Annotated in this window: 26 protein-coding genes, 1 tRNA gene and 2 pseudogenes; 22 read left to right on the plus strand and 7 right to left on the minus strand. The window is 65.1% G+C overall.

All coding sequences use genetic code 11. The annotated features are described in order from the left end of the window. Window positions 1–1,117: 1,117 nt before the first annotated feature. From KKP04_RS14405 to KKP04_RS14415, 3 genes are read right to left on the minus strand one after another with little or no spacing between them, the layout of a single operon-like run. Window positions 1,118–2,155: an ABC transporter ATP-binding protein gene (locus KKP04_RS14405; protein ID WP_215033084.1), complete on the minus strand. Its 1,038-nt coding sequence runs from the start codon at window positions 2,153–2,155 to the stop codon at window positions 1,118–1,120. Next, complete coding sequence (locus KKP04_RS14410; protein WP_251134145.1) at window positions 2,152–3,780, minus strand: iron ABC transporter permease; 1,629 nt, start codon at window positions 3,778–3,780, stop codon at window positions 2,152–2,154. The genes KKP04_RS14405 and KKP04_RS14410 overlap by 4 nt, the downstream gene beginning before the upstream one ends. 58 nt (window positions 3,781–3,838) lie before the next feature. Continuing rightward, entirely contained in the window at window positions 3,839–4,834 is a 996-nt protein-coding gene (locus tag KKP04_RS14415; RefSeq protein WP_215033087.1) for an iron ABC transporter substrate-binding protein, read from the minus strand. Between the two features lie 189 nt (window positions 4,835–5,023). Here KKP04_RS14415 and KKP04_RS14420 point away from each other — a divergent pair, with 189 nt between their 5' ends. The 4 genes and pseudogenes from KKP04_RS14420 to KKP04_RS15625 form a co-directional block, all read left to right on the plus strand. Beyond that, window positions 5,024–5,419, plus strand: a complete 396-nt coding sequence (locus tag KKP04_RS14420; RefSeq protein ID WP_215033090.1) for a hypothetical protein — start codon at window positions 5,024–5,026, stop codon at window positions 5,417–5,419. A gap of 76 nt (window positions 5,420–5,495) precedes the next feature. Beyond that, window positions 5,496–5,729, plus strand: coding sequence for a type II toxin-antitoxin system VapB family antitoxin (gene vapB / locus KKP04_RS14425; protein WP_215033093.1), 234 nt, complete (start codon window positions 5,496–5,498; stop codon window positions 5,727–5,729). Further along, window positions 5,729–6,127 (plus strand): tRNA(fMet)-specific endonuclease VapC, encoded by a 399-nt coding sequence (vapC, locus tag KKP04_RS14430; protein ID WP_215033095.1) that lies wholly within the window; start codon window positions 5,729–5,731, stop codon window positions 6,125–6,127. Before vapB ends, vapC begins: the two co-directional genes overlap by 1 nt. A gap of 571 nt (window positions 6,128–6,698) precedes the next feature. Further along, window positions 6,699–6,882: pseudogene (locus KKP04_RS15625) on the plus strand (PIN domain-containing protein); the annotation flags it as partial. 95 nt (window positions 6,883–6,977) lie between these two features. Here the strand turns inward: KKP04_RS15625 and KKP04_RS14435 are convergent. Then, window positions 6,978–7,053: transfer RNA gene (locus KKP04_RS14435), tRNA-Lys, on the minus strand. Window positions 7,054–7,209: 156 nt separating this feature from the next. Continuing rightward, window positions 7,210–7,596: a hypothetical protein gene (locus tag KKP04_RS14440; protein WP_215033098.1), complete on the minus strand. Its 387-nt coding sequence runs from the start codon at window positions 7,594–7,596 to the stop codon at window positions 7,210–7,212. 746 nt (window positions 7,597–8,342) lie between these two features. On the opposite strand from KKP04_RS14440, the gene KKP04_RS14445 reads away from it, so the two are divergent. From KKP04_RS14445 to KKP04_RS14530, 18 genes are all read left to right on the plus strand, one after another. After that, window positions 8,343–8,999 carry a HyaD/HybD family hydrogenase maturation endopeptidase gene (locus tag KKP04_RS14445; RefSeq protein ID WP_215033101.1) on the plus strand — a complete coding sequence of 219 codons (657 nt, stop codon included), beginning with the start codon at window positions 8,343–8,345 and terminating at the stop codon, window positions 8,997–8,999. Continuing rightward, on the plus strand, window positions 8,999–9,337 hold the full coding sequence (locus KKP04_RS14450; RefSeq protein ID WP_215033104.1) for a HypC/HybG/HupF family hydrogenase formation chaperone: 339 nt from the start codon (window positions 8,999–9,001) through the stop codon (window positions 9,335–9,337). Before KKP04_RS14445 ends, KKP04_RS14450 begins: the two co-directional genes overlap by 1 nt. Continuing rightward, entirely contained in the window at window positions 9,337–9,789 is a 453-nt protein-coding gene (locus tag KKP04_RS14455) for a hydrogenase-1 expression HyaE (RefSeq protein WP_215033107.1), read from the plus strand. The genes KKP04_RS14450 and KKP04_RS14455 overlap by 1 nt, the downstream gene beginning before the upstream one ends. Further along, entirely contained in the window at window positions 9,786–10,628 is an 843-nt protein-coding gene (locus KKP04_RS14460) for a hydrogenase expression/formation protein (RefSeq protein ID WP_215033110.1), read from the plus strand. The genes KKP04_RS14455 and KKP04_RS14460 overlap by 4 nt, the downstream gene beginning before the upstream one ends. Next, window positions 10,625–10,855 carry a rubredoxin gene (locus KKP04_RS14465; protein WP_215033113.1) on the plus strand — a complete coding sequence of 77 codons (231 nt, stop codon included), beginning with the start codon at window positions 10,625–10,627 and terminating at the stop codon, window positions 10,853–10,855. Before KKP04_RS14460 ends, KKP04_RS14465 begins: the two co-directional genes overlap by 4 nt. Beyond that, window positions 10,848–11,381, plus strand: a complete 534-nt coding sequence (hybE, locus tag KKP04_RS14470) for a [NiFe]-hydrogenase assembly chaperone HybE (RefSeq protein WP_215033116.1) — start codon at window positions 10,848–10,850, stop codon at window positions 11,379–11,381. The genes KKP04_RS14465 and hybE overlap by 8 nt, the downstream gene beginning before the upstream one ends. Next, on the plus strand, window positions 11,378–12,562 hold the full coding sequence (locus tag KKP04_RS14475) for a nickel-dependent hydrogenase large subunit (protein WP_215033119.1): 1,185 nt from the start codon (window positions 11,378–11,380) through the stop codon (window positions 12,560–12,562). Before hybE ends, KKP04_RS14475 begins: the two co-directional genes overlap by 4 nt. 8 nt (window positions 12,563–12,570) lie before the next feature. Continuing rightward, window positions 12,571–12,903, plus strand: coding sequence for a hydrogenase maturation nickel metallochaperone HypA (gene hypA / locus KKP04_RS14480; RefSeq protein WP_371818830.1), 333 nt, complete (start codon window positions 12,571–12,573; stop codon window positions 12,901–12,903). Beyond that, a complete protein-coding gene (gene hypB, locus KKP04_RS14485) occupies window positions 12,903–13,967 on the plus strand; it encodes a hydrogenase nickel incorporation protein HypB (protein ID WP_215033125.1) in 1,065 nt (354 codons plus the stop codon). The genes hypA and hypB overlap by 1 nt, the downstream gene beginning before the upstream one ends. A 3-nt stretch (window positions 13,968–13,970) precedes the next feature. Then, window positions 13,971–14,225 carry a HypC/HybG/HupF family hydrogenase formation chaperone gene (locus tag KKP04_RS14490; RefSeq protein WP_215033128.1) on the plus strand — a complete coding sequence of 85 codons (255 nt, stop codon included), beginning with the start codon at window positions 13,971–13,973 and terminating at the stop codon, window positions 14,223–14,225. Continuing rightward, window positions 14,222–15,346 (plus strand): hydrogenase formation protein HypD, encoded by a 1,125-nt coding sequence (hypD, locus tag KKP04_RS14495; protein ID WP_215033131.1) that lies wholly within the window; start codon window positions 14,222–14,224, stop codon window positions 15,344–15,346. The genes KKP04_RS14490 and hypD overlap by 4 nt, the downstream gene beginning before the upstream one ends. Next, window positions 15,343–16,392: a hydrogenase expression/formation protein HypE gene (gene hypE, locus KKP04_RS14500; RefSeq protein ID WP_215033134.1), complete on the plus strand. Its 1,050-nt coding sequence runs from the start codon at window positions 15,343–15,345 to the stop codon at window positions 16,390–16,392. Before hypD ends, hypE begins: the two co-directional genes overlap by 4 nt. A 55-nt stretch (window positions 16,393–16,447) precedes the next feature. Next, window positions 16,448–17,950: a sigma-54 dependent transcriptional regulator gene (locus tag KKP04_RS14505; protein WP_215033137.1), complete on the plus strand. Its 1,503-nt coding sequence runs from the start codon at window positions 16,448–16,450 to the stop codon at window positions 17,948–17,950. Between the two features lie 19 nt (window positions 17,951–17,969). Beyond that, window positions 17,970–19,349 (plus strand): sensor histidine kinase, encoded by a 1,380-nt coding sequence (locus tag KKP04_RS14510; protein ID WP_215033140.1) that lies wholly within the window; start codon window positions 17,970–17,972, stop codon window positions 19,347–19,349. Continuing rightward, on the plus strand, window positions 19,339–20,391 hold the full coding sequence (locus KKP04_RS14515; protein WP_215033142.1) for a hydrogenase small subunit: 1,053 nt from the start codon (window positions 19,339–19,341) through the stop codon (window positions 20,389–20,391). Before KKP04_RS14510 ends, KKP04_RS14515 begins: the two co-directional genes overlap by 11 nt. Continuing rightward, a complete protein-coding gene (locus KKP04_RS14520; RefSeq protein ID WP_215033145.1) occupies window positions 20,388–21,830 on the plus strand; it encodes a nickel-dependent hydrogenase large subunit in 1,443 nt (480 codons plus the stop codon). Before KKP04_RS14515 ends, KKP04_RS14520 begins: the two co-directional genes overlap by 4 nt. After that, window positions 21,831–24,308 carry a carbamoyltransferase HypF gene (hypF, locus tag KKP04_RS14525; RefSeq protein WP_215033148.1) on the plus strand — a complete coding sequence of 826 codons (2,478 nt, stop codon included), beginning with the start codon at window positions 21,831–21,833 and terminating at the stop codon, window positions 24,306–24,308. It begins immediately after the preceding gene. 88 nt (window positions 24,309–24,396) lie between these two features. Next, window positions 24,397–25,020, plus strand: coding sequence for a DUF1013 domain-containing protein (locus KKP04_RS14530; RefSeq protein ID WP_215033151.1), 624 nt, complete (start codon window positions 24,397–24,399; stop codon window positions 25,018–25,020). Between the two features lie 73 nt (window positions 25,021–25,093). Here the strand turns inward: KKP04_RS14530 and mtnA are convergent, their stop codons facing one another. Together mtnA and KKP04_RS14540 are read right to left on the minus strand one after the other, a co-directional pair. Then, on the minus strand, window positions 25,094–26,188 hold the full coding sequence (mtnA, locus tag KKP04_RS14535; RefSeq protein ID WP_215033154.1) for an S-methyl-5-thioribose-1-phosphate isomerase: 1,095 nt from the start codon (window positions 26,186–26,188) through the stop codon (window positions 25,094–25,096). Between the two features lie 134 nt (window positions 26,189–26,322). Beyond that, window positions 26,323–26,432: pseudogene (locus KKP04_RS14540) on the minus strand (IS5/IS1182 family transposase); the annotation flags it as partial.

The raw sequence follows: 26,432 nt of genomic DNA on the forward strand, positions 1-26,432 counted from the left end.
TTGATCGTCTCGAAGAACCAGACGGTCCAGAACACCCATGGCTGCCTCCCAAATGACAGCCTTGAATCTGATTTGCTTGCCCTTGGGAATCCCAAGAGTCCACACTTCCTAAGGCAGCGGTGAAGTCTCGTTCAGAAATCTCCATGAATTTCGCTCCTTGTGGCAGAGGGTGGCAAGGTGATTGGCAAGCCTGAATTCGCAGCATCTTGCGGCGCTCGAAACCGTAAGCTCCCCACAGCGTGGGCGAGCCGCTTGGGTAGTCCAAGATAAAAACCGCCTCTCCCTCGGCCCCGAGGACATTGACGAGGCAGGGCGATGATCATCAGGAAAGATCACGCATATAGACAATCGAGTTAAGGGCGGTCGGATGGTGCGATCCTATCAATAACCCAAGCGCTTTGGGAAGTGTGCGCAGCCAGCTCGGCCACATTGAAGACCGAGAGCGGACGATGTCGTTACGAAGAGTGCTGGGTGGGCGGCTGCCTGCATTCCGTGGTCCCGAAGCCGTAGGCCTTACACGAACGACAGGGCGCTCAACCGCGAGCGGCACAGGATGGCCGACACGCTATTCCGAAGCCCGCCGCCGCAACGGTTATCTTCTAGCTGCCCAACAATGAATCCTGAGCCTAAATAGGATGAAACTTTTTTGTTTCGCCGAGAAGGTTCAGCCATCCGTGATGGCGAGGTGACGGCGTTTCAGGATGAAACGTCGTTTTTGTCATCGGCGTCGCTTAGACAATGGATCAATGGCTTAGCCAAAGTCAGGGATGAAACATTTTTGTCCTCGAACAATTCTGTCTCTATCCTTTCACGCCCTTTCTTTCCGGCCCCCCATCTCACGATGTTGCGCGACGGAAAATCTTCATCCCGTTCCGGAAAGACACAACCCGTGTGCGGAAGAACGCGACGTGGTATAGGTAAACTATTGTTACGAGCGGGCAAGAAGTACAGAGCGCCGCAGCGCGACCGGCTCCCAGGGCCACCAGGAGCGCTCGAGATTACAGCGTCGTGCCGCAAATCAGACGCCGCACAACACTTTGGATTTCTGTTGTCGATCAGCTTTTCTGCGTCAAGTCGAGTCCGATTAAACGCAGGCTGATCTAAGCTTATCGTTTCATCACTCCTTCAGGACGACCGCGGGCAAGTGCGCTGCAACATGCACACGCTGCCCCGGCCGGATGTCGAGCGATGCGCGCATCAGCACCTCGAAAATCGTCTCGCCGACCCGGACAAAGGCGGAAGCGTCGTGCCCCTTGAACACGAGACTCGCGACGATGCCCGGCACGCCGTCGCTCCCCTCCATCGCGATGCCGATCGCTTCAGGACGCAGCGACAGCCGCACGGGGCCGCTCGCGGGTCGGTCGAGGCCAACGCGCCCGAGCGGCGTTTCGGCACTCGCCCCGTTCGCGATGCCGTCGAGGAAATTCGTCGAGCCGAGAAACCCCGCGACGAAGGCATTCGCCGGGCGGAAATACAGGTCTTTCGGCAGGCCGGTTTGCTCCACGCCGCCCTCGCGAAGCACGGAGATGCGGTCGGCGAAGGACAGTGCCTCTTCGCGGTCGTGGGTGACGAAAAGGATGCCGAGCCCGCTTGCCTTCAGGATGTCGCGGATCTCGCGCCGCGTCGTCTCGCGCAAGGATGCGTCGAGATTGGAAAACGGCTCGTCCAACAGAATGGCGCGCGGGCCCGCGGCAAAGGTTCGCGCGAGTGCGACCCGCTGCTGCTGGCCGCCCGACAATTCGTCCGGGAAGCGACTTTCGAGCCCGTCGAGGCGGACCATGCGCAGGAGCGGCGCCGTCCCGGCCACCCGGCGAGCATCGTCCGCGTATTTCAGCGCGAAGGCCACGTTTTGCGCCACGGTCAGATGCGGAAACAGCGCATAATCCTGGAAGACGATGCCGATACCGCGCGCCTCGGGCTTGAGCGTATCGATGCGGCGCTGGCCAAGATGAACAGAGCCCTCGTCGGCGGTTTCAAAACCGGCGACGATGCGCAGAAGCGTCGATTTTCCGCAGCCCGAAGGGCCGATCAGCGCATGGATTTCGCCTTTGCGAAGGTCGAGCGAGACGTCCCGAAGCGCGGTCACATCGCCGAAGCGCTTCGAAACGCCATCGATGCGCAGGAAAGGCGCGGCGGTGTTCGTGAGATCGGTCACGGGCGATCCCTTTCGGAACGGAGCATCAGCGCGACGGATATCGCGGAAAACCCGATCATGAGCGCGGCGTAGGGCGCGGCTTCGTAAAGCATGCCCTCCTGCGTTCGGCTGAAGACATTCATCGCCATGGTTGTGAAACCGGAGGGCGCGAGAAGGAGCGTTATCGGCAACTCTTTCGCCACAACGATGAAAACGAAGATCGCTCCGGCCAGCACACTTCGCGAAAGCGCCGGAAGCGTCACGGAGCAGAATGCGGCCGGTGCGGAATAGCCGAAGGAGCGCGCACTCTCCTCGACGCGTGGGCCGATCTGCAAGAGGCGGACGCGCACGGGGCCGACTGCGAGCGCCGCCGTGTGCAGCGTCAGCGCGATGACGAGGATCGCAACCGTCTGGTAGAGGGCGGGCACGACCGCGAGCGTGAAGAACACGGTAGCAAGCGCAAAAGGAAGTGCAGGCACCGCATAGCCGAAATACGTCATGCGCTCGATGCCATAGGTCAGCCGCGAGGGCCAGCGGGTTGCGACAAGCGCCACCGGAACCGCGATGGCGACGGCGAGCGCTGCGGCGGGCAGCGCGACCGAAAGCGTGCCCAGCACCGTAACGGGCACCTTCGCCCAATCCACATCGGCGGGGGCGCGCGAGAGCCAGAAGGCGATGACAAGCGCGGGCACGCCGAGCGAGGCGATGTGAACGAGCGCTGCGAACCCGAGCGCGGGCCACCGCCAGCGCCCAAGCGCCACGGCGAGGACGCTCCGGCGCGTGCCCGTGCCCGTCCGGGTGAGACGCCGCCCGCGGTTCAACGCTCCTTCGAGCACGAGAAATGCGGCGGCAATCGCGAGCAGCATGAGCGCGAGCCACGCTGCGTAGTTCACCTCGAACGCATTGGCGTATTGGCTGAAGATCGCGGACGAGAGCACATCGTAGCGCATCAGGGCAATCGCGCCATAATCGCCAAGCGTATAGAGCGCTACGACGAGCCACGCCGAAAGCAGGGCGGGGCGCAGATGCGGCAGCGTTACCGACAGGAAGGCCGCGCGCGGCGAGCGGCCGAGGCTGCGCGCGCTTTCCTCCAGCGCCGGATCGAGGCCGAGGAGCGCCGCGCGCACGTTCAGGAAGACGTAGGGGAAGGTGTAGAGCGAGAGCGCCAGCGCCGCGCCGAACAGCCCCTCCGGGCGGGGAAGGCGCAGGCCGAAGAACGCGTTGAGCGGCCCGTAATAGCCGGAAAGCCCGATCAGCGCGTAAGCCATCACGTAGCCGGGTATGGCAAGCGGCAGCGTGGCGAGGATGGTGATCGCCCGTTTCGCCGGGACGTCCGTCCGCGTGACGAGGAGCGCCAGCGGCAATGCAATCGCTGTCGTGAGCGCGAGCACCGAGCCGACGAGCGCCAGCGTGTTGAGCGTGACTTGCAGCGTGAACGGCCGCAGCACGATGGCGGCGAGTTCGGTGCGTTCCGTGGCGCTGGCGCGAACGACAAGATAGACGAGCGGAATGAGCATCATGGCGCCCGCGACGATGGCGGGCAGCATGAGGAACAGCGGCGGTTTTCGCCCGGTCGCCCCGCGGCGGCCGAAAACCTCGATCCACGGTGCCGAACGCTCGGCAGCGGCTTGCGGTTGCGCGGTCATCTCGCCTGTGCGCGGGCGGCGCGCATCCCGCTTGCCGTTTCGATCCGGGGCTTCATTGTTACAGGAGGCCAAGCTCGGTCAGGAGCTTCTTGGTGGCGTTGACGTCGCCGAGCTTTTCCAGCGGAACCTTGGGCGCGTAGTCGGTCGGCGTCGCGAGGGGGCCGGTCAACGTCGGATTCGGGATCACGCCCTTGACGACCGGATATTCGCCGATGGCGCTCGCGAAATGCTGCTGCACGGCGGGGCTCAGGAAGAAGTCCAGCAGCTTCGCCGCGTCCGCTTTGTTCTTGCTCGTTTCGACGATGCCTGCGCCGGATACGAAGAGCAGATTGCCGATATCGCCCTTGTCGAAGAAGGTCTGCGCCACCGGCACCTTGGCATCGCGGGCGACGAAGCGCGTCAGGTAATAGGAATTGACGAGACCGGCATCGATTTCGCCGTCGGCGATGGCCTGCACGATAGCGACGTTGTTCGCGTAGGTCTTCGCGCCATTATCGACGAGACCCTTGACGAAAGCCTTCGCCTTTTCCTCCCCTTCCTGGACGCGCAGCGCTGTCAGGAACGCCTGGAAGCTCGCATTCTTGGGCGCATAGCCGACCTTGCCCGTCCACTCGGGCTTCGTCAGGTCGAACACGGATTTCGGAAGCTGGTCGGATTTTACGCGCTCCTTCGAGTAGACGAGCGTGCGCGCGCGGCCAGACGTGGCGAGCCACTTCGGATCGTTGCTGCGGAACCGGGGCAGCACGGCTTCGGAGAGAGCCTTCGGCGCGTCGGCGAAAAGCGGGCGATTTTCGATCAGCGCGCCCGCGTCCTGCGCAAGGAACACGTCGGCGGGCGATTTCGCGCCTTCTTCCTTCAGGAGCGCGGACAATTCGGCCGTGGAGCCGTAACGCGCCTTGATCTTGATCCCCGTTTGTTCCTCGAAGATCTTGAAGATCGGGCCAGCGAAGCTTTCGCCACGGCCGGAATAAACGGTCAATTCCTGCGCTTGTGCCGCGATTGCCGAAATAATCGTTGCGATTGAAAGCGCGCCGGCAAAAATAGTTCTTCTCATGGTGGCTTCCTGCGTCGTTGCCTCTAAATGCACCGTCATTTAAGTTAAACACAGAGCAGCAGCAAGTTTTTATGACTTAAGCATAATATGGAAATATAATAGTTCTAAACTAATTACCGAGCCTTCAATAGGAGATCGAATTCAACATATACTTCGTCGCGCGGCGTCCTGAAACGCTCGCGAGCCCCGGTGCTGCGATCAGCGCGGTTCATCCATTCCCATGGCAACGAGGGCCAGGTCACGTTCGAGAATCGAAACCTTGAGGCGCAGCGGCAAGTCGCCATCGCGGAGCGCCAGTACGTGCTTGCCGATTATATCGCACGGCGCAACGACCGCGCGGCCCGCAGCCCCGGCTTTCCGCCGCATCGGCTGTTTTGTCCGACAGATCGCGGTCCCTTCGTCTATCGCGGCCGGAGAACGCTGAGGGACGGCCGCCCGGCGATCGTGCTCCAGCAAGGCGACAGCTATATCGTCAAGCCCGTCACCCTGCAGGAAGCAGAGGCGTTCGCGCACGTTGCGCGCCGGGCGACCTTGCAACGGCTCGAACACGTGGCCGACAGGGAGCGAGGAAGGGAGCGATCATGATGGTGTGCCTCGCCTTGTCATTTTCGTCGTCTGGCGCTATGTATATCCCAATTGCATATCACACACGGGATAAGCCATGACCAGTTCGACCGTCTTTACCAGCAACCGCAGCCAGGCTGTTCGCCTTCCCAAGGCCGTTGCTTTTCCCGAGGACGTGCATCACGTCGATATTCTTATAATTGGCCGCAGCCGCGTGATCGTGCCCCAAGGCAAGAGATGGGACGATCTATTCCAGAGCGGTCCACGTGTCAGCGAGGATTTCATGGTCGAGCGCGAGCAGCCGAAGGCGGAAGAGCGCGAGGCATTCTGATGCTTGCCTACATGCTCGATACCAATATCTGCATCTACGTGATGAAGATTTACCCGCCTGCCGTGCGGGACAAATTCAATGCGCTGGCCGAACAGCTTTGCATATCGAGCATCACCCTTGGCGAATTGCATTACGGGGCGCAGAAGTCAGCCCGCCGTGTCGAAAACCTGACCGCGATCGAACATTTCGTGGCGCGGCTGGAGGTGCTGCCGTTCGGCAACAAGGCCGCCGCTCATTATGGGCAGGTCCGGGCGGAACTGGAGCGAGCGGGAACGCCGTGCGGCCCCCACGATATGCAGATCGGCGGCCACGCCCGTAGCGAAGGATTGATCGTCGTGACGAATAACATGCGCGAGTTTGCCCGGATGCCCGGCGTCAGAGCCGAGAACTGGTTGTAAGCTCTCTATTCGCAATCATCGAGAAATGACTTAGATGGGCGATTCTTGGCAGGAGCGATCATTCATCCCGCCGGCGGCTTAGTAGAGAGCGCATCGAGAGAAGCTTAATGAACCCTCGCGAAGCTGCAATCGCCGCTCTGTATCTGTCGGGGGACATACCGAAGAGTGCCACGGTCGTTGATGGCTTCGGCATTGTCTCCCCTAGCCCGCAACCACCTCGCGCGGTTTTGCTCTTTCCGAACAAGCGGATGCGCCGTGTCGCTCGCGAAGCGACAATAGCCGAGTCGGGTCGATTTGAGAGATCAGGCCCGGAAAATGGCCGGCAGCATGCCCTCAGCTACGGAAATTCCGCCGACGCTATACTAAGATCCCTGCCCGGAAACGTCGAGGTTCACCCTGGACCCAAAGCGGAAGTGGCGCGGTCCGGGACGTTCCATTGAATCCACGCAATTGAGTTCCCCGCACACGCGGGGATGAACCGGCCAATTGCGTGGCGCGTTGCGGCTAAAGTGTGAAGAACAACCTGGCTAGGTCACAGCTGTGCTCGAAGGGATCGACATCATTCCCTTAAGATGAAGCTTACGGACGGCTTCACGCGGAACTTGAGGCGAGGGTGTGCCGATCGGGCCGAACGACATGCTCATCGCGGCCCACGCGCTCGCATTGGGCTTCCCGCTAGTTACCGCCAACGATGGAGAGTTTGTCGTGTGAAGGGGCTTTTGGTCGAGAATTGGCTCTTACGCTCTGAGACATGAAAAACCGCCGCAGCAGAAATGGGGGGATTGTTACCCGGAGCGTTACCCCGACGCTGAGATTATCCGCACCGTAAGGACTAACCCGTTGATTTAAATGGTGAGCCCAGATGGATTCGAACCATCGACCCTCTGATTAAAAGTCAGATGCTCTACCGGCTGAGCTATGGGCTCACTAGGACGAAATACACCGTGCGGAAAACGTCCGCGCGCGCCTGTGGACCATAGGTGGATGGGAGCGCGCGGTCAATAGCAGATCGGCGCGGGCGCAAGTCGGTGAATGCAAAGGCGACGTCGGCGCGATTTGAGCCTGGCCAACCCCGCGTCGGCCTACTCGGAGGTAATGGCTTCGACAACCGGTTCGCCGGGAAGGGCGATCAACGCGGGGCGCGGGCCGTCATGCGCACTTGCAGCAAAGGCCTTGAAGTCGCCACCCGGCGCAAGACTGCTCGTCTTATCGCTCTCTATAGCTTTGTTCGCCTTGGCGAACCCCTGGCCATGGGGTTTGCTCGCTTCGATCGCCGCTTGCTGTCTCGCCAGCGTCGTCGTCAATCCGATGCCGTCGATACTTCCCGCATGCAAGGCGAAAAGGAAAAGGCCACCCGAAATACCGATACCGGCGAGGAAGAGGCTGATGATGGGCCAGGCATTGAAGCGGATCATGATACGTGCCGAAGCCTGTCGTTCTTGCTTCATCCAGTCATAGCGCCTGCCCATCTAAAGGAAGCTTACCGCGCTCCTTCGAATTGATCGAAGTCAATAATTGTAATCGCAAGCGGTCGTGAGACCGGGCCAAGCCAGCGCATGCGGCCCTGCCCGACGGCTTTGATGTGCACCGCCGGTTCGCTTCCCACTTCTCGTGCCCGACAACGCAAGCTAACCTATGGCTCGGTCGAGGCCATAAAAGGATACTGGCGCGGGCACGACCCGCGCTTCTTTTTATGAACTCAAAAAAGCGTTTGGCTTCATACTTTTGTCGCGCAAAGAAGACAACCGAAACGCCGATTTTGTGGAAGCCCCGTTTCCACTTGGCGCCCGAGATGAAGACGCGCGCGTTCTCGAGGGCGATCCGCGATGCGCACCACCGGGGCCATCCGGCGCGCGCCTGCCCAAGCTGCGGCGGCGAGACCGGACTTAACGCTTTGTTTTTATAACGCTATTCCCTGCCGTACACCGCAAGTCTCATCGTCATCCCGCCGGGCTTCCATTGGCAAAGAGTATAAATCGCCGCAGCGGCGCGGCAATTTGGCCTGAAGCTTGCTGACGCACCCCTCATCCGCTAAGAACGAGGATAAGTCTAAGGAGCGACATGCCCAGTGCAGTGAATTATCCATTCGATTCGCCCCTGCCGCTGGCTCGATCATCGTATGTAAAATTCTGAACTGCACAGGAATCAACAAGTTGCCGGTGCTCTTCAGGCGCATGATTTTGCTTGAGAGCGCGTAGCGGGGTGGGTCAAAATTATGCGCCAGAGCACGAGCGTGCTGGTTCTCGGTATCGGCAACCTTTTATGGGCCGATGAAGGTTTCGGGGTTCGCGCGGTCGAAGCGCTGAACCGCGATTACGCGTTCCCGGACAACGTCCGGCTCCTCGATGGCGGCACGCAAGGGCTTTACCTCCTCGATCACATCACGTCCACCGACATTCTCGTCGTGTTCGACGCGGTCGATTACGGCCTGCCGCCCGCCACGCTCAAACTCGCGGAAAATGAGGATGTGCCGCAATTCCTCGGCGCGAAGAAAATGAGCCTGCATCAGACCGGCTTTCAGGAAGTGCTTGCCACCGCCGATCTCCTCGGCAAGCTGCCCAGGCATCTGTTTCTGATCGGCGTGCAGCCCGTTGAGCTGGAAGACTACGGCGGCAGCCTGCGCGACGAGGTCAAGGCGCGGATCCCCGCCGTCATCGACCACGCGCTCGCCTATCTCGCGCGCTTCGGCATCGAGGCGCGGCGTCGCGAAACACCGTTGCCCGAGAGCGAGACGATTGCCTGCCAGCGCATGGTGCTGTCGCGCTACGAGGACGAGCGCCCCGACGAGGACGACGCCTGCCGCGTAGGCGACGAGCGCGTGCTGGCCATGGCTGCGACGAAGGTTGCGGCCGAGCGGGAAGGGCAACGCTGATGTGTGTCGGCATTCCCATGCAGGTCGTCGAGCCCAAAGGCCGCTTCGCGTTGTGCCGCGCCGAGGGCAACGCGGGCGGCGGCGATCACGAGCTTCGCGAGATCGACATGATCCTTGTCGGCGAGCAACCCGAAGGCACATGGGTGCTGACCTTCCTCGACGCGGCGCGCGAAGTCGTCAGCGAGGAGCACGCCCGTCAGACCGCCGACGCGCTGAAGGCGCTGGCGCTCGTCATGCAGGGCGAAACCTCCATCGATCACCTGTTCGCCGACCTCATCGGCCGCGAGCCGCAGCTTCCCGAGCACCTTCGCAAACCCGAGCCGGAAGACGCCGCCTGATGACTTCGCCCCCGATCGAAGCGCTTGCCGCGCGCCACGGCTTTGCCATCGTCAGCGAGGCGACGCTCGACGCGTTCCTCGCCGCGCATGCCGACAGCGTGCTGTTCTTCCCCGGCGACACCGACCGCCTCGTCGAAAGCGCCGATGTCGCCGTGATCCTGCCGGAACTGCTGAAGAGCTTCCCGCATGTCACGCCCGCGCTCGTGGAGAAATCCGCCGAGCGGCCGCTGCAACTGCGCTTCCGCTTCAACGCGTTCCCGGCGCTCGTCTTCCTGCGCGGCGATAGCTATCTCGGCGCGATCACCCGCGTGCTGAACTGGCCGGACTACATGCGCGAAATCGGCGCGATCCTCGCGAGCGAACCGTCCGCCCCGCCGCCTTACAAATTCCCGGACCATTGCGTGCCTGCCGCGAACGGTAGCGCGCCCCTCGCGGAGGACCATTCCGAATGAGCATCACGCGTCCGCTCGCCGGCCCCGGCAGCCAACCCGACGACGAAGAGGGCGAACTCGCCTTCATGGAACTGCCCAAGGGCATGGCAACCTTTTCCATGCCGCCGATCCCGGAACCCGAGGTCGCGGCGGCGCATACGGCGGCACTCGACAAACTCGACGCGGCGCTTGAAGCCCTTCGCGCTGCGCCCGCTCCCGGCACGTCGATCACCGTCGACCTTCTGGACCTCGACGCCGACAACCGCGCCTTTGTCGATGAGATGCTCGGCGAAGGCGAGGTGAGCATCGTCGCGGGCAACCACGTTCAGGCGCAGGAAGCGGTGCTGGCGGGCGTCTGGCGCATCCACGTGGTCGGCAGCGACGGCGCGCTGATTGCCGACGCCATCGAGGTGGGCGAGTTCCCGCTGTCGGTGCTGGGCGCCGCGCAGGAAGCTGGCGCGCCGACCTTGCGTGCAATCGACACGGTCGCCGAAGACGACCTCATGAATGCGCCTTCCATCGCCGCCGAACTCGCCGACCGGCTCGCAGCCTATGCTCCCGGCACGCCGACCCATGCCATCAACTTATCGCTGCTGCCGGTCAGCGACGGCGACATCGCGTATCTCGACGCCCGCCTCGGGCAGGGCGCGGTCACGATCCTGTCGCGCGGCTACGGCAATTGCCGCATCTCGTCCACCGGCGTCAGAAATGCATGGTGGGTGCGCTATTTCAATTCGCGCGAAATTCTCATCCTCAACACCATCGAGGTTTGCCGCGTGCCCGAAGTCGCCTGCGCCGCGCGCGAGGATCTCGAAGACAGCGCGGAGCGGCTCGCGGAAATTCTGGGGGTCTATCGGTGAAGGATCATTTCTTCGCGGGCTCGTTCGGCGGCGATGTGACGAAGCTTGGCGATAGTGCCCGGCTCGAATGCGGCATCTGCTGGCATGTCTACGATCCCGCCGAAGGCTGCGAGGAATGGCAGATCCCGCCCGGCACACCCTTCGGCGCGCTGCCCGCGCAATGGTCTTGCCCTGTCTGCGACGCGCCGAAGGAGAAGTTTCTGCTGCTGGAAGCGCGCGATGAGTGAGGCGCGGGCAAACGAAGCGGCAGCGGTGGCACGCCGTCTCGAAACCGTTTTCGAGCGCATCCACGCCACGCGCATGGCCGACGTGCCGCTGCTGAACCCGCGCCTCGCCGTCGCCGCCGTCGGCCCGCGCGAAGTGGGCAGCCTGTGGCTCGCGGTGCTTGTCACGCCGTGGTTCATCAACGCGATGCTGCTGCCGAAGACGGTCGAGGATGCCGAAAGCTGGGGCGAATCGCCGAGCGGCGCAAAAATCCACCACGCGCTGCCAGCCGGAACGTTCGAATTCATCGCGGGTGGCGAGGCGGGGCTTGGCCCTTATCGAATGTGCTCGCTTTTTTCGCCGGTTACGCAGTTCGAAGACCAGAACGCCGCGCTGATCGCGGCCGAGGCGGCGCTCGCCGCGCTGCTCGACGCCGACCACCATCCGAGGGCGGAAGCCGAACGCCGCAAGCCGCAGCTTTCCCGTCGCGGCCTCATTTTCGGGCGTATCCCCGAGAGCGGCAGTTCATCGAGCGGAGACCCGGCATGACGGCGGAAGGGCGGATCGAAATCGACCTCTACCGCCGCGTGCCGCACGGCCATTGCGTGCGCATCGAATCGAGTCGTCCGCTCTCCATCACGCGGCAGTTCTCAGGCCACAGCCCGAGCGAAATCGCGCAAACGGTTTCGCTCCTGTTCGCGACCTGCAAGGCGGCGCAGTCCGCCGCCGCAGCCACGGCCCTTGAGGAAGCGCGCGGCATCGTCGTGCCGGACAGCACGCGCCGGGTGCGCGAGATGCGCGTGCTCGCCGAAAACGCGCGCGAGCATACGCTTCGCATCCTCATGGACTGGTCGCAGTTCCTCGACGCGCCGCAACCTCCGCCGGCCGCCGAACTTCGCGCCGTCATGCAGACGGAACGCGACCTTGCGCGCCATCTCGACGAGGGGCGCGAGGCGCTGCGCTTCGGCGGCACGTTCGCCTACGAGAAGGACGGGGTCGAAAAGGACATCGCCGCCAGCGAGGCGCTGCTCGAATGCGCGATCTTCGGGGAACCGCTGCGCATCTGGCATGCGCGAAAGACGAAGGCCGACCTCATCAACTGGGCCTCGCATCGGCATACCATCGCCCAGCGCCTGTTCGATCAACTCGCGACAGAGGGTTTCCTCGACGCGGGCGCGGCTTCCGTATCGCCACTCCCCGTCTTCGACCGCGACTGCCTTGCCGCGCGGCTTTTCGACGAAGGCTCCGCGAAATTCGTCGCCGCGCCGGATTGGGAAGGCGTGCCGCGCGAAACATCGCCGCTCGCCCGCTCGCTCGCTCATCCGCTCATCCGCGCGCTCGAAACGGAAGACGGCTTCGGCCTCGGCGCGCGGCTTGCTGCGTGCCTCGTCGAAGTCGCGCGCGTTCCGGGGCGTCTGCGCGATGCCGTGGCGACGCTCGATGCTCCCGAGCCCGCCACGCCCGAACGGAGCGAAATGGCGCCCGTCATCGGCCTTTCGCAGATCGAGGCCGCGCGCGGCCGCCTCGTCCACGCCGTCGAATTGAGCGGGGGGAAGGTTTCGCGCTACCGCATCCTCGCGCCCACGGAATGGAACTTTCACCCGAACGGCGCAGCGGCGCGCGGGCTCGCCCGTATCGCGCATGGCCCCGCTCAGGATGTCGCGAGAATCGCTCGCCTTTTTGTGACCGCCGTCGACCCTTGCGTCGGCTATGAAGTGAGGGTGCATTGATGCACGAGATGGCGTTGGCGCAAGGTGTCGTGCGTATTCTCGAAGAACAGGCGGCCGCGCAGCATTACTCCCGCGTCCGCGTTGTGCGGCTGGAAATCGGGCCGCTCGCAACGGTCGAGCCGCAGGCGCTGCGGTTCTGCTTCGACGCGGCGACGCGCGGCACCATCGCGGAGAATGCGGCGCTCGACATCGTGGAAACGGCGGCGGTGGCCTGGTGTTTCGCGTGCGGCGAGAGCGTCATCATAAAGGAGCGTAGCGGAACCTGCCCAAGTTGCGGCAGCTTCCAGTTGCAGGTAACAGGCGGCGACGAATTAAGAATAAGAGAGCTGGAGGTCGACTGATGTGTGGCACGTGCGGATGCGGAGACGGCGAAACGAAGATTGAAGCGGCGTCGGTCAACGGGGCGAATGGCGCAAGACACGGCGATGCGCATGGCGATCACGACCACGATCATGACGGCCACCACCACCACGACCACACTCATAGCCACGCCCATGAGCACACCCATGAAAACGGCGTGACGCATTCTCACCCGCATACCCATCACCACACTCACGATCACGAGCACGGCGAGGGTCACGATCACGGCGAGGGCGACCATCACGACCATGGACACGGGCACGCCCACAGCCATGGCGGCGGCGATCATCACCATGAGCATGGCGTCGAACACGATCATTCACATTCGCATGGCCACGGCCATTCCCACGAGCACGACCACAAGGCGCGCGTGGTGAAGATCGAGCAGGACGTTCTGTCGAAGAACGACGCGTTCGCCCGCGAAAACCGAGCGCGCTTCGCGCGTGACGGCATTCTCGCGCTGAACCTCGTCTCGTCGCCCGGCTCCGGCAAGACGACGCTTCTCGTCGGCAGCATCGAGCGCCTCAAGGCCGATGTGCCCGTTGCGGTCATCGAGGGCGACCAGCAAACGACGAACGACGCCGAGCGCATCCGCGCGACGGGCGCGCCCGCGATCCAGATCAACACCGGCAAGGGCTGCCATCTCGACGCGCACATGACCGGCCACGCCGCCGATCACCTCGCGCCCGGAAAAGGCGCGGTGCTGTTCATCGAGAATGTCGGCAACCTCGTCTGCCCCGCGATGTTCGACCTCGGCGAGGAAGCGCGCGTCGTGCTCTGCTCCGTCACCGAGGGCGAGGACAAGCCGCTGAAATACCCGGACATGTTCCGCACCTCGCATCTGATGCTCATCACGAAGGTGGATCTGCTGCCGCATCTCGATTTCGACGTCGAAGCGCTGGCAGCGAACGCGCGCGCGATCAACCCGCGCATCAAGATCCTGCGCGTGTCGGCGAAGACCGGCGAAGGCATGGAGGCGTGGGCGGGCTGGCTGCGCGCGCAGCGCACGCTTGCGCTGACCGGCCTCGAAACCTCGGGAGTGTAGCCTGTGTGTCTCGCCATTCCCGCCGAAATCGTGTCCGTTGACGAAGCCGCCGACACCGCCGTTGTCGCGCTCGGGCCGGTGCGCAAGCAAATCTCCATTGCACTGATCGAGAACGCGAAACCGGGCGAGTTTGTGCTCGTCCATGTCGGCTACGCGTTGCACAAGGTTTCGCCGGACGAGGCCGCGCGCACGCTTGTCATGATGCGCGAGGCTGGGCTCGACGCGGAACTCGCCGAATTCGGGGAGGCGGCGCGATGAAGTTCGTCGACGAGTTTCGCGATCAGGCGCTGGCCATGGGCCTTGCCGCCGCCATCGCGCGCGAGGCAAACCCCGCACGCCGCTATTCCATCATGGAATTCTGCGGCGGCCATACCCACGCGATCTTCCGCTATGGCGTGCAGGATCTGATGCCGGAGAATGTCGGCTTCGTGCACGGCCCCGGCTGCCCGGTCTGCGTGCTGCCCATCGGGCGCATCGACAATGCGCTGGAACTCGCGGAGCAGCACGGCGTCATCCTCTGCTCTTATGGCGACATGCTGCGCGTGCCCGCGTCGAAGCGGCGGAGCCTGCTCAAGGCGAAGGCGGAAGGCGCGGATGTGCGCATGGTCTATTCGGTGGACGACGCGCTTCGCATCGCGCGCGACAATCCGGGCCGCGAAGTCGTGTTTTTCGCCATCGGCTTCGAGACGACAACGCCGCCGACCGCCGTGGCGCTTCGCACCGCGAAAGCCGAAGGGCTGCGCAACTTCTCCGTGTTCTGCAATCACGTGCTGACGCCCGCCGCGCTCAACCATCTGCTGACGGCAGCGGCTTTGGATGTCGACGCCTTCATCGGCCCCTCGCATGTGAGTTCGGTCATCGGCAGCCGCCCCTATGAGTATTTCACCGAGACGTTTCACCGCCCGGTCGTGATCGCGGGCTTCGAGCCGCTCGACGTGATGCAGGCCGCGCTGATGGCGATCCGCCAGTTGAACGACGGCCGCGCGGAGGTCGAAAACCAGTATATTCGCGTCGTCACGCGCGACGGAAACCTGAAGGCGCGGGCAATCGTGGACGAGGTGTTCGAGCGCCGCGAAAGCTTCGAGTGGCGCGGGCTTGGCGCGGTGCCCGACAGCGCGCTGAAGATCCGCGACGCTTACGCCGCGTTCGACGCCGAGAAGCGCTTTTCCATCGTGACGCGCTCGGCGCCGGACGCGAAATCCTGCGAATGCGCGGAAATCCTGCGCGGCGCGAAAAAGCCGGTCGACTGCAAGCTGTTCGGCAAGGGCTGCACGCCCGACAGCCCCGTCGGCTCATGCATGGTGTCGTCCGAGGGCGCATGCGCCGCCTACTGGACCTATGGCCGCTTCCGCGAGCGCGCCGCGTCGGAGGCCGCATGAGCGCGATCGAGGCGCGGTTCGGCGCGCGTGAGGGCAAGCTGACAGGTACGGTCGAGATGATCCACGGCGCGGGCGGCCGCGCTTCCGCCGAACTGATCCGCACGCTGTTCCGCCGCCACCTCGACAATCCGCTTCTCGCACAGGGCAACGATCAGGCGGCGTTCGCCGTCGACGCGGGCCGCATGGTGATGAGCACCGACGCGCATGTGATCGCCCCGCTGTTCTTCCCCGGCGGCGATATCGGCTCGCTCGCCGTGCATGGCACCATCAACGACGTGGCGATGGCGGGCGCGCGCCCGCTCTATCTTTCGGCGGCGTTCGTGCTGGAGGAAGGCTTTCCGCTCGCCGACCTCGACAGCATCGTGGCCAGCATGGCGGCGGCGAGCCGCGCGGCGGGCGTTCCCATCGTCACCGGCGACACGAAAGTTGTCGAAAAGGGCAAGGGCGACGGCGTCTTCATCACGACGACCGGGATCGGCGTCGTCCCGGAGGGCGTCGAGATTTCCGGCGACCGCGCGCGGCCCGGCGATGTGGTGCTGCTTTCGGGCAGCATCGGCGATCACGGCATCGCTGTGCTCTCGAAGCGCGAAAGCCTCACCTTCGAAACGGAAATCCTCTCCGACAGCGCGGCGCTTCACACCCTCGTCGCTGACATGGTCGCGGCGGTGCCCGGCATCCGCGTGCTTCGCGATCCGACGCGCGGCGGCCTCGGCGCGACGCTGAACGAAATCGCGCAGCAATCCCGCGTCGGCTTCCGGCTCGATGAAGCCGCGATCCCGATCAAGCCCGATGTCTCCGCCGCCTGCGAGCTTCTCGGCCTCGATCCGCTCTACATCGCGAACGAGGGCAAGCTCATCGCGATCGCGCCGCCGGATAAGGCACAGCTCTTGCTTGCCGCCATGCGCGCGCATCCCCTCGCGCGCGACGCGGCCATCATCGGCGAGGCTGTCGCGGACCCTCACGCCTTCGTCCAAATGCGTACAAGGTTCGGCGGAAACCGCATGGTAGATTGGCTCGCGGGCGATCCGCTTCCAAGGATATGTTGATGCCAGACTGCCCCCGTCACCTGATCCATTCCTGCCGCGCTTCCCGGAGTGCGCCATGACCGCGCTTCCGCCCGTGCTCGTGATCGATGACGAACTCCGAAGCGTCGAGGCCCTCGAACGCATTCTCGAAGACGATTTCGACGTGAAGAAAGCGACGAGCGCTCGCGAAGCCGAAGCCATCCTCGCAGACGAGCCCATTCAGGTGGTGCTTTGCGACCAGCGGATGCCCGATATCTCGGGCGTCGAGTTTCTGAAGAACGTGCGCGAGCGCTGGCCCGATGTCGTGCGCCTCATCATCTCGGGCTACACGCATGCGGACGACATCATTCAGGGCATCAACGAGGCAGGCATTTACCAGTATGTCACGAAGCCCTGGCAGCCGGACAGCCTGACCCTCACGCTGAGGAACGCCGCGCGACTGTATAAGCTCCAGCGCGAGAACGAACTTCTGGCGGTCGAGCTGAGAATGTCCTCCACGCGCGCCGAACGTGTGGTTGCCACACGCCGGGCCGGCCTCCGCGACCTCTACAAGGGCGACGACGGCATCGTGCGCGAGAAGTCGAGCCCCATCAACGAAGTGTGCGAGCGCATGCGCCGCGTCGCCCCCTTCGACGTCTCGGTGATGATCACGGGCGAATCCGGCACCGGCAAGGAACTCATCGCGCGCGCGCTTCATTACAACAGCCAGCGCTGGAACAAGCCGTTCGTGGTCGAGAACTGCGCGGCGCTGCCGGACGAACTCCTCGAAAGCGAACTCTTCGGCCACAAGCGCGGCGCGTTCACCGGCGCGGTGGACGACCATATCGGCCTTTTCCAGCGCGCGGACGGCGGCACCGTCTTCCTCGACGAGATCGGCGAAGTGTCGCCGCGCCTTCAGGCGAAGCTGCTTCGCGTGTTGCAGGAGGGCGAGATCCGCCCCGTCGGCGGGCAAAAGACGCGTACCATCGACGTACGCGTGATCGCCGCCACGAACCGCGAGCTTGAAGCCGAGGTGCAGGCGGGCCGTTTCCGCGAGGACCTCTATTATCGCCTTGCACCGGTCACGATCCACCTTCCGCCCTTGCGCGAGCGCCTGATGGACATTCCGTCGATTGCGTGCGCGCTCCTGGACAAGGCGCAAAAGCAACTCGGAAAATGCGTCAAGGGCCTGTCGCCCGAAGCGGTGGCTTGCCTCAAGGCTTACCCATGGCCCGGCAACGTCCGCGAACTTCAGAACGAGATCCAGCACGCGCTGATCATGGGACCGCAGGGCGGCGTGATCGGCGCGGAGCACCTGTCGCGGCGCGTTCAGCAGGCGGCGGCAAGCCCCTCAGCCTCGAAGCCCTATCTTGGGAGCATCGATCTTTCGGTCGCCGGTCTCGAAGGAACGCTGCGCGAGCGCATCGAATCGGTCGAGGCGCAGATTCTGAAAGAGAGCCTCATCCGTCATCGCTGGAACAAGAGCCGCGCCGCGAAGGAACTCGGCCTGTCGCGGGTCGGCCTTCGCGCGAAGCTCGAACGCTACGGCCTCGAAAAGATCGAGGCGCTGCCGCTGGAGACCGCCAAGAAGCGCGCGTAAACGAAAGCGACGACCGCCAATGCTGAAACAACCCGCGCCCCCGCCAGACAGCCGAAGCCTCCTTGCGCGAGCGGGCGTGGCAGGGGCGCTCGGCGACGGCGAAGCGGGCGAAGAGGCGTGGATCGAAGTCATCCAGAAGATGGATGCGGTCTATGCCGAGCTTGTCGAAAACCAGGTAGAGCTTGAGGCGAAGAACGCGGCCCTCGAAGAGGCGCAGGCGCTCATGGCGAGCGTGTTCGCCGCCATGGCCGATGTGCTCGCCGTGTGCGACCGCGGCAATCGCATCGCGCGCGTGAACCGCGCCCTCGAAGTCGTCACCGGGCGGCACGAGGCGAACCTTTCCGGCGAGCCGTTCGCCTCGCTGTTCGTGGCCGAAAGCGCTGGCCTTGTGGACGACATGCTCGCCCGTGCCCGAGAGGACGGCGCCGTGACGGACTGCGAACTGTCCTTGCGCGATGCGGCGGGCGCGCCCTCGCCCTTCGTCATGAATTGCTCGGCGCGCTTCGACCACAAGGGCCGCTTCGCGGGCGTCGTCGTGGTGGGACGCCCGCTCGGGGAGCTGCGCCGCGCCTACAAATCGCTCAACGCCGCCCACCGCGAATTGCAGGAAGCGCAGCAGCACCTCATCTTTTCCGAGAAGATGGCGGCGCTTGGCCGGCTCGTCGCGGGCGTCGCGCACGAACTCAACAACCCCATCAGCTTCGTCTTCGCGAACATGCATGCGCTCAAAAAATACGGCACGCGCATCCGCACCTATCTCGAAGCGATGAACGGAGGGGCGTCCGGCGATGCACTGGCGGCGCTCCGAAAGGATCTGAAGATCGACCGCATCCTCGCCGACATCGAGCCGCTGCTCGACGGCACGCTCGAAGGCGCGACGCGCGCGAGCGAGATCGTGCAGGATCTGCGGCGGTTTTCGGCCAATCAGGCGGAAGCGTCGGAGGATTTCGAGCTTCTGCGCGTGGTGCAGACGGCGGCAAACTGGGTGGTGAAGATCGCACGCTCGCGGCAGGACGTTTCCATCAACGTGCCCGACGGGCTTATGGCGCATGCGCCGCGCGGCGCCGTCCATCAGATCCTCGTCAACCTCATTCAGAACTCGCTCGACGCGATGGAGGGCGATCCGCGTCCGTTGATCGAGATCGACGCGACCGAGGACGGCGGCTTCGTCGCGCTCCGCGTCCGCGACCATGGTCCCGGCATCGCACCCGACGCCATGCAGAAGCTGTTCGAGCCGTTCTTCACGACGAAGCCCGTCGGCAAGGGCCTCGGCCTCGGCCTTTATCTGAGCTACGGTCTGGCGCAGGATTTCGGCGGCAAGCTCGCCGCGGCGAACCGCGAAGGCGGCGGCGTGGTGTTCACGCTGACCCTGCCGAAGGGGGCGCGGCATGCCGCGTGATGTGCCGCCGAACTTCCCGCCCAGCGCCTCGGACAAGCGCGCTCGCCTCACGCTGTTCTGGCTGCAATCCGGCGGCTGCGGCGGCTGCTCGATGTCGCTTCTCAACGCCGACAGCCCGGACCTGTTCGCGGCGCTCGATGTCGGCCGCATCGACGTGCTCGCGCATCCCTCGCTTGGCGAAGCGTCGGGCGAAGACTATCACGCGCTTGTAGGCCGCATTCTGTCCGGCCAGCAGCCGCTCGACATCCTCTGCGTCGAAGGCGCGATCCTGCGCGGGCCTTCCGGCACCGGGAGCTTTCATCTTCAGCCTGGCACCGGCAAGCCGGTGATGCACCTCGCCGCCGAGCTTGCGAGCCTCGCGCGCCATGTCGTCGCCATCGGCTCTTGCTCCGCCTATGGCGGCATTTCGGCGGCGGGGGACAATGTCACCGAAGCCTGCGGTCTCGCCTTCGACGGCGCGGAGCCGGGCGGCGTTCTCGGCACCGCCTTCCGCTCGCGCTCCGGCCTGCCGCCGATCAACATCGCGGGGTGCCCCACCCATCCGGGCTGGATCGTCGAAACGCTCGTGCAACTCGGCCACGGCACGCTCGGCGCGTCGGACCTCGATGCATACGGGCGCCCGCGCTTTTACGCGGATCACCTCGTGCATCACGGCTGCACCCGCAACGAATTCTACGAATACAAGGCGAGCGCCAAGGAGCCGGGCCAACTCGGCTGCCTGATGGAGCATCTCGGCTGCATCGGCACGCAGGTTCATGGCGACTGCAACATGCGGGCGTGGAACGGCGAGGGCTCCTGCATTCGCGGCGGCTATCCGTGCATCGGCTGTACCGAGCCCACGTTCGGCGAACGCGACGCGCCGTATCTCGAAACGCCCAAACGGGGCGGCATTCCCGTGGGCCTGCCGACCGACATGCCGAAGGCGTGGTTCGTCGCGCTTGCCTCGCTCGCCAAGGCCGCAACGCCGGAGCGGCTGCGCAAGAACGCGCTTGCGGAGCGCATCGCGGTGCCGCCGGGCAAGGCGTCGGGGAAACCCAAATGACCCGCCTCATCGCCGGGCCGTTCAACCGCGTGGAAGGCGACCTCGAAATCCGCCTCGACGTGGAGGATGGGCGCGTCGCGGCGGCTTACGTGAATTCCCCGCTTTTTCGCGGCTTCGAGCAGATCCTTGTCGGCAAGGCGCCCGCCGATGCGCTCGTCTATGTCCCGCGCATCTGCGGCATCTGCTCGGTGTCGCAGTCGATTGCGGCGGCGGCGGCGCTGGCAAACGCGCAAGGACTGACGCCGCCCGAAAACGGCGCGCATCTGCAAAACATCGTCCTCGCCACCGAAAACATCGCGGACCATCTCACGCATTTCTACCTGTTCTTCATGCCGGATTTCGCGCGCGAAATTTACGCGAGCGAACCGTGGGCGGAAGCGTCGGCGCGCTTTCGGGCGATGGGCGGCGATGCGCAGCGCGAGTTTCTGCCTGCGCGCGCGGCGTTCCTGCGCATCATGGGCCTGCTGGCGGGACATTGGCCGCATACGCTCGGCTTGCAACCGGGCGGCACGACGCGCGCCATCGGCCGCGCGGAGCAGACGCGGCTGCTGGGCCATATCGCCGGGCTTCGCCGTTTCCTTGAGGCGACATTTTACGGCGATGCGCTGGAAGCGGTGGCCGCTCTCGACAGCGTGGAGGTGCTCGATGCATGGGGCGCCGAAGGTCACGGCGATTTCCGCGCCTTCCTCGCCTTCTCGCGTGCTACCGGTCTCGAAGCGCTTGGCCCCGGTCCCGGCCTCTGTCTCAGCTTCGGCGCATATCCGCTGAACGGCGGCCACGCCTTCGCCCATGGCGTCTGGCAGGGCGGCGCGGTCGGCCCGTTCCGCGAAGAGGACATCGCCGAAGACCACGCCCGCGCATGGATGGTGCGCGCGGCGGAAGGCCCGCGTCCGCCCTCGCGCGGGATCACGCTTCCCGACGCCGACGCGGCGGACGGCTATAGCTGGTGCAAGGCACCGCGCCTTGGCGGCCGCGTGGCCGAAACCGGCGCTTTCGCCCGGCAGCTTGTCGACAGTCAACCGCTCGTGACGGCCCTGGCCGCGCGCACGGGGAGCAACGCGCGAAACCGCGTCATCGCGCGCGCCGTCGAGGTGGCGCGGCTCGTTCTCTTGCTGGAGCGCTGGGCCATGGCGATCCGCCCCGAGGAGCCGTTTTGCGTGACCGCGCCGACGCCGGACGAAGCGCGCGGCACCGGCATGATCGAGGCGGCACGCGGAAGCCTCGGCCACTGGCTCGACATCCGCAAGGGCCGCATCTTCAATTACCAGATCATCGCGCCGACGACGTGGAACTTCTCGCCCCGCGACGGCGGCGGCCAGCCCGGCGCATGCGAGGCGGCTCTTGTCGGCGCGCCGGTCCGGGCGGGCGAGACGACGCCCATCGCTGTGCAGCATATCGTCCGCTCTTTCGATCCCTGCATGGTCTGCACGGTGCATTGAATGGCTGAGATTGACGACATCGAAGGCGTATCGATCCGGGTGCGCGGTCTCGTGCAGGGCGTGGGCTTCCGCCCCCATGTGTGGCGGATCGCGCGCGAGCTTGGGCTCACGGGGGACGTGCTGAACGACGCCGAGGGCGTGCTGATCCGCGCCTTCGGGCCGCGCGAGGCGCTCGACGCGCTCATCGCAGCACTTGCTGACCGCGCGCCGCCGCTCGCCCGCATCGAGCGCATCGAGACCGCGCCGCTCGCCGGCCCTGCGCCGGACGGGTTCCGCATCGTGGGGAGCGGCGCTGGCGATGTTACGACCGGCATCGTTCCCGACGCGGCCACCTGCCCCGCCTGCCTTGCCGATATCCGCGACCCCCAAAGTCGCCGCTACCGCTACGCCTTCACCAATTGCACGCATTGCGGCCCGCGCCTGTCCATCGTGCGCGCCATTCCCTACGACCGCGCGACGACGAGCATGGCCGCGTTCGAGATGTGCCCGGCCTGCCGCGCGGAATACGAAGACCCTGCCGACCGGCGCTTCCACGCGCAGCCGAACGCCTGCCCTGTCTGCGGGCCGAAGCTGTGGCTCGAAGGCGCGGACGGCGCGGCGCTTCCGCTCGGAGGCGCGCGCGACGAGATCGAGGCCGCAGCGCGGCTCATCCGCGATGGCGCTATCGTCGCGATCAAGGGGATCGGCGGTTTTCACCTCGCCTGCGACGCCGCGAACGAAGACACGGTGGCGCTGCTGCGGGCGCGGAAACGGCGCAGCGGCAAGCCGCTCGCCCTGATGGCTCGCGACGTTTCCACGGTCGAGCGTTACGCGGGTGTCGCGCCGCTGGAGCGGGCCGCGCTCGAAAGCTCCGCCGCGCCCATCGTTCTGCTCGGCGCCCGCGTTGAAGCCCCGCCGCTCGCATCCGGCATCGCGCCGGGGCAAACGACGCTCGGCTTCATGCTCCCCTACACGCCGCTGCACCACCTGCTGATGGAGACACTGCCCGGCCCCATCGTGCTTACCTCGGGCAATGTCAGCGACGAACCGCAATGCATCGCGAACGCCGACGCGCGCGAGCGGCTCTCAAGCATCGCCGACGCCTTCCTGATGCATGACCGGGACATCGTGAACCGGCTCGACGACAGCGTGGTACGGCTCGCGGCGGGCCGCGTCCGCTCCATCCGCCGCGCGCGGGGACTTGCGCCCGCGCCGCTTTCGCTGCCGCCCGATCGCCCCGCGTTCGCTTCCCCGAGCGCGGATAAGGTGATCGGCATTCGAGGGTTTGAACGCGCGCCCGCCGTGCTCGCCATGGGCGCCGAGCTGAAGTCGACCTTCTGCCTTGCGAGCGGCGCCCGCGCCATCCTTTCACAGCATATGGGCGACCTCGAAGACGCCGCCACGCACGCCGATTACCGCGCGAACCTCGCGCTTTACCAGCGCCTGTTCCGCTTCGCGCCGGACATCATCGCGGTCGACGCGCATCCCGATTACCACGCAACGCGGCTGGGCGAGGCGCTGGCGGCGGAGCGTGGCTTGCCCGTCGCGCGCGTTCTGCATCACCATGCGCATATCGCGGCGGTGATGGCGGAGCACGGCGTCCCGCTCGATGCGCCGCCTGTGCTCGGCGTCGCGCTTGACGGACTCGGCATGGGAGAAGGCGGCGAACTGTGGGGCGGCGAGTTTCTCGTCGCGGATTATCGCGCCTGCCGCCGCGTCGCGACCTTCGCGCCCGTGCCGCTCATCGGCGGGGCGAAGGCCATGCGTGAGCCTTGGCGCAACCTGCTCGCGCATCTCGACGTCGCGCTCGGATGGGATGAGGCGGCTGCCCGCTTCGGCGATCTCCCCATCCTGCGCCGCCTCGCCGCGAAGCCCGTCACGCCCGCGTTGCAGATGATGGCGCGAGGCGTAAACGCGCCGCCCGCGTCGTCTGCCGGACGCCTGTTCGACGCGGTCGCCGCCGCGCTCGGGATCTGTTTCGACGAGGCAACCTATGAGGGGCAGGCGGCGGTGGAGCTTGAAGCGCTCGCGTCTTCGGCGCCCACCGATTTCGGAGCGTGGCCGCGCGCGCCCGACGAAACGCCGACCCTCGGCTGGCGCGCGCTATGGATCGCGCTTTTCAACGACATCGCCCGCGATGTCTCGCCCGCGATCATCGCCGCGCGCTTCCATGGCTTCCTCGCCGACACGCTCGCGGACACCGCGCGCTCACTCGCCCGCCGCGAGGGCTTGGCGCGCATCGTGCTGTGTGGCGGGGTCTTCCATAATCGACTGTTGCTGGAAGGCGTTTCGGCGAAACTCGCGCGCGATTTCGACGTGCTCGCCCCCGCCCTCTACCCGGCGGGCGACGGCGCGATTGCGCTCGGTCAGGCCGTCATCGCCGCCGCGCGCATTTACAGCCTCGTGCCGCAAACCGCGCAAAAATCTCGGATCGATGCCATCGACGCCGACAATCCAGAGTTTGCACAAAGGCACACCAGCGACTATATTATGCGCTAACCCTTCGATTGCGGGTTCCCCCACACAATCGGAAATTGAATGCCCAGGAAGCGGAGAGGGCTCGCGCTTCCAGGACCGGAGGAAATTTATGAGCGACAAACCCCTGATGCCGAAGGCGACGGCCGTCTGGCTCGTCGAGAACACCGCGCTGACATTCGACCAGATCGCCGATTTCTGTGGATTGCACGTGCTCGAAGTGAAGGGGATCGCAGACGGCGACGTCGCGGCCGGCATTCGCGGCGCAGATCCCATCGGCGCGGGCCAACTCACGCGCGAAGAAATCGCCCGCGGCCAGGAAGACTCCTCCTATCGGCTCACGCTTGCGCGCTCAAAGGTTCACATCCCGGAGATCAAGGCCAAACGCGCGCCGAAATATACGCCGGTTTCGCGCCGTCACGACCGCCCGAACGCGATCCTCTGGCTTCTGCGCCATCATCCCGAGTTGCGAGACACGCAGATCATGCGCCTCGTCGGCACGACGAAATCGACCATCGAAAGCATCCGCGAGCGCACGCACTGGAATTCCGCCAGTCTTCAGCCGCAAGACCCTGTCGCGCTTGGCCTCTGCTCGCAGATCGACCTCGATAACGAAGTGAAGAAGGCCGCGAAGCGCGTCGAGGAAGAGCAACCGGAAGAGGCTCTGGAAACCGCCGGCGTCACCATCGCGCCGCCGTCGGAGCAGCCTTATCTCGACATCGAGGAATGGAAGTAAAGTAGCGGCGAAACTCTCCGCGAAAATCGAACGGCCGGGAAACCGGCCGTTCTCGTGTCGGGCCGTTGCCGCGTCACGCGGTGCGCGCGTATTCCGGATATGTCGAGGCGAGCCCCTCGCGCGAGGCAGGCGACACGCCGCGCTCGGTGATGATGCCGGTGATGAGCCGCGCGGGTGTCACGTCGAACGCGGGGTTAGCGCCCGCGCTTCCCGGTGCCGTCACCTGCACAGTGACGATGTCGCCGCTCTCGGCGCGGCCCGTCATATGGGTGAGTTCGCGCGCGTCGCGTTCCTCGATCGGGATATCGCGCACGCCATCCGAAAGCGTCCAGTCGATGGTGGACAGCGGCAGCGCGAAATAGAACGGCACGCCATTATCCTTCGCCGCCAGCGCCTTGAGGTAGGTGCCGATCTTGTTCGCCGCGTCGCCCGCCGCCGCGAGACGGTCGCAACCGACGATGCAGAGATCCACGTCCCCGTGTTGCATGAGATGGCCGCCCGCATTGTCGGCGATCACGGTATGCGGGACGCCATGCGCGCCGAGTTCGAACGCGGTCAGTGCCGCGCCCTGATTACGCGGGCGCGTCTCGTCCACCCACACATGCACGGGAATGCCCGCATCATGCGCCTGATAGATAGGCGAAAGCGCCGTGCCCCAGTCGACGCAGGCGAGCCAGCCCGCGTTGCAATGGGTGAGGATGTTAAGCGTGCGGTCGTGCTTTCCCGCGATCTCCTCGATGATCGCCTTGCCGTGCGCGCCGATGCGGCGGCAGGTTTCGACGTCGTCGTCGGCGAGTTCCGCGGCCTTGGCGAAGGCGGCGGCGACACGCTCGGCGGGCGCAAGCGGGCGTAGAATTTGCAGCATCTCGTTGAGCGCCCAGGCGAGGTTGACCGCCGTAGGACGCGTGGCGGCAAGCGTCTTCGCCGCGCTTTCAAGGCCACCATCGGACGCATCCGCGCGGACCGCCAGCGCGAGGCCGTAGGCCGCCGTTACGCCGATGAGCGGCGCGCCACGCACCTGCATGATTCGGATCGCATGCGCCGCGTCTTCAAGCGTCGCGAGCTTCAGCGTCTCGAAGGCATGCGGGAGCCGCGTCTGGTCGATGATGCCGACCGCGCCGTCGCTTTCCGGCCAGATCGTGCGATATGGGGTGCCGCCGATTTTCATGTCCTACTCCGTGCGCCGAGGGGCGGGTGTTGCGTTGTCTTTCGAAGACGGGGATCGCCTTTTTGCACGATGAACGCAACCCCTGCCGATGCTGCGGCGGAAAAGTCGCGGCGACACCAGCTCGGGGCGCCAGTCTAGGTCACCGACTCGTAAGCCCGCAGCCAGATACGGACTGACGCAAGCTTGACGGATGCGAGGAAATTGTCGTCGCGCTTGTCGTAGCGGGTTGCGACGGCTCGGAAGT

Source organism: Rhodomicrobium sp. Az07 (assembly GCF_018619475.1).
GTDB lineage: Bacteria > Pseudomonadota > Alphaproteobacteria > Rhizobiales > Rhodomicrobiaceae > Rhodomicrobium.

Coding starts and splice junctions, on each gene's coding strand:
- KKP04_RS14445 (WP_215033101.1), top strand. CDS start 8,343: ATGCGCCAGAGCACGAGCGTGCTGGTTCTCGGTATCGGCAACCTTTTA.
- hypD (WP_215033131.1), top strand. CDS start 14,222: ATGAAGTTCGTCGACGAGTTTCGCGATCAGGCGCTGGCCATGGGCCTT.
- hypA (WP_371818830.1), top strand. CDS start 12,571: ATGGCGTTGGCGCAAGGTGTCGTGCGTATTCTCGAAGAACAGGCGGCC.
- KKP04_RS14455 (WP_215033107.1), top strand. CDS start 9,337: ATGACTTCGCCCCCGATCGAAGCGCTTGCCGCGCGCCACGGCTTTGCC.
- KKP04_RS14520 (WP_215033145.1), top strand. CDS start 20,388: ATGACCCGCCTCATCGCCGGGCCGTTCAACCGCGTGGAAGGCGACCTC.
- hypB (WP_215033125.1), top strand. CDS start 12,903: ATGTGTGGCACGTGCGGATGCGGAGACGGCGAAACGAAGATTGAAGCG.
- KKP04_RS14415 (WP_215033087.1), bottom strand. CDS start 4,834: ATGAGAAGAACTATTTTTGCCGGCGCGCTTTCAATCGCAACGATTATT.
- KKP04_RS14410 (WP_251134145.1), bottom strand. CDS start 3,780: ATGACCGCGCAACCGCAAGCCGCTGCCGAGCGTTCGGCACCGTGGATC.
- KKP04_RS14460 (WP_215033110.1), top strand. CDS start 9,786: ATGAGCATCACGCGTCCGCTCGCCGGCCCCGGCAGCCAACCCGACGAC.
- mtnA (WP_215033154.1), bottom strand. CDS start 26,188: ATGAAAATCGGCGGCACCCCATATCGCACGATCTGGCCGGAAAGCGAC.
- hybE (WP_215033116.1), top strand. CDS start 10,848: ATGAGTGAGGCGCGGGCAAACGAAGCGGCAGCGGTGGCACGCCGTCTC.
- KKP04_RS14450 (WP_215033104.1), top strand. CDS start 8,999: ATGTGTGTCGGCATTCCCATGCAGGTCGTCGAGCCCAAAGGCCGCTTC.
- vapB (WP_215033093.1), top strand. CDS start 5,496: ATGACCAGTTCGACCGTCTTTACCAGCAACCGCAGCCAGGCTGTTCGC.
- KKP04_RS14475 (WP_215033119.1), top strand. CDS start 11,378: ATGACGGCGGAAGGGCGGATCGAAATCGACCTCTACCGCCGCGTGCCG.
- KKP04_RS14515 (WP_215033142.1), top strand. CDS start 19,339: ATGCCGCGTGATGTGCCGCCGAACTTCCCGCCCAGCGCCTCGGACAAG.
- hypE (WP_215033134.1), top strand. CDS start 15,343: ATGAGCGCGATCGAGGCGCGGTTCGGCGCGCGTGAGGGCAAGCTGACA.
- KKP04_RS14505 (WP_215033137.1), top strand. CDS start 16,448: ATGACCGCGCTTCCGCCCGTGCTCGTGATCGATGACGAACTCCGAAGC.
- KKP04_RS14510 (WP_215033140.1), top strand. CDS start 17,970: ATGCTGAAACAACCCGCGCCCCCGCCAGACAGCCGAAGCCTCCTTGCG.
- KKP04_RS14440 (WP_215033098.1), bottom strand. CDS start 7,596: ATGGGCAGGCGCTATGACTGGATGAAGCAAGAACGACAGGCTTCGGCA.
- vapC (WP_215033095.1), top strand. CDS start 5,729: ATGCTTGCCTACATGCTCGATACCAATATCTGCATCTACGTGATGAAG.
- KKP04_RS14530 (WP_215033151.1), top strand. CDS start 24,397: ATGAGCGACAAACCCCTGATGCCGAAGGCGACGGCCGTCTGGCTCGTC.
- hypF (WP_215033148.1), top strand. CDS start 21,831: ATGGCTGAGATTGACGACATCGAAGGCGTATCGATCCGGGTGCGCGGT.